General features: G+C 70.6%; 2 protein-coding genes. One reads left to right on the top strand and one right to left on the bottom strand.

Features of this window, described 5'->3' with window-relative positions; genetic code table 11:
* A partial coding sequence (locus GPA_RS02190; RefSeq protein WP_041239968.1) for an OPT/YSL family transporter occupies positions 1–821 on the bottom strand: 821 nt, incomplete at its 3' end.
* Between the two features lie 179 nt (positions 822–1,000).
* On the opposite strand from GPA_RS02190, the gene GPA_RS02185 reads away from it, so the two are divergent.
* A partial coding sequence (locus tag GPA_RS02185) for a type III pantothenate kinase (RefSeq protein ID WP_156791111.1) occupies positions 1,001–1,534 on the top strand: 534 nt, incomplete at its 3' end.

Below are 1,534 nucleotides of genomic sequence, written 5' to 3'. Positions count from 1 at the left end.
CGCGTGTCCCTGACGAGCGAGACGGCCTTCGGCAGGATGTTCTTCGCGATGACGCCCACGCCGCAGCCCATCATAACGCCCATCCCCAGGCTCGATACGATGCCCTGCGCCGCGGCCACGTCCCAGAGCCCCGCCGCCGTGCCGCCCACGACGATGCCGAAGTTGCCGATGAGCGCCCCGGCGAACCATACGGCCACCGCGCCGGTGCCCACGAGAAAGCCCACGGCCAGGAGCATGGGGGAGAGGTACACCCCGAACGCCACGCCCGGCAGGGCCACGTTGCCGAACAGCAGGGAGGGGATGGCGCCCAACCCGTCCCGCAGCGCCGTGAACAGGCCCGCCAGCCCCATGGCGCCGAACAGCTTCTTGCCGGTGGAGCCGCCGGAGTCGCCCGCGACGAGCGTCTGCGCGGCCGCCTGGCCAATGGGGTACTCCAGCTCGGCGTCCTCGATGAAGTGCCGGCGCAGCAGGGCCGTGCACACGAGGCCCAGCACCACGCCCGCCAGCGCCACGGCCAGCATCTGGAACCAGTCGATCTCGGCGGCGTGCCCGAGCATCCAGGCGCCGGGGATGGTGAAAACCAGCCCGCCCGCCACCATGGCGCCGGCCGACATGACCGTGTGCGTGACGTTCGCCTCGCTCAGGTTCGTGTGCCCGAGGGCTTTCAGGAAGAACAGGGAGATGATGGCGGCGAAGATGATGGGCCAGGGAAGCGCCCCCATCTTGAGGGCCGTGTAGGCCGATGCCGCGGTGATGATCGCGCAGCCGACGCACCCGATGGCGACGCCGCGCAGGGTCAGTTGCCCCTTCAAGGCTTGCATGTTCCGCTCCTTCTCGTATATCCGCTTCCCCTCTCTTCGGGAAGTCGGGTTACTGATGAGACGGGTACAGTATAATCGAGGCGAGCGACGGTGAACATCGTTAATTTCGCAGTATTGGGTAAAAAAGGCGCAGCGCGCGGTCCGACGGCCGCACGAGGCGCGGAAGGCGAGGCGACATCATGGGAACGGATGCGCGTGAGGCGGTCGGCGGCGAGCGGGCCGGCGGCCTGCTGGCGGTCGACGTGGGAAACACCGTCACGCGGCTGGGGCTGTTCGACGGCGGGGAGCTCGTGGCAACGTGGGAGGCCACCACGCCGGAGCGGTGCACGTCCGACGAGGCGCGCCTCGTGGTGACGGGCTTCCTCGATGCGCTCGCGCGCCGCAAAGGCGCCGGGAAGGGGGATGCGGCGCCCGCAGGCGGAGCGTGCCGGCCGGCCGACGCCATCCTCTCGTGCGTCGTGCCCGACCTCGTGGACGTGTGGGCCCGGGCCCTGCACGCGGAGTGCGGGCGCCGGGCGCTCGTGGTGGGCCCCGGCCTGAAGACGGGCATCAGGATGCGCTACCGCGACCCTGCCGAGGTGGGCCCCGACCGCGTGGCCGACCTGGCGGCGGCGCTTGCCGACTACGGCGGGCCGCTCGTGGTGGTGGACCTGGGCACGACGACGAACTTCGAGGTGCTGGACGCCGAGGGCACGTTCCTGGGCGGCATCATC

It is taken from the genome of Gordonibacter pamelaeae 7-10-1-b (genome assembly GCF_000210055.1).
In the GTDB taxonomy this organism is placed as follows: Bacteria; Actinomycetota; Coriobacteriia; order Coriobacteriales; family Eggerthellaceae; genus Gordonibacter; species Gordonibacter pamelaeae.
Note: the sequence above shows the minus strand (reverse complement) of the source record. Positions and strands in the feature narration are given on the sequence as shown.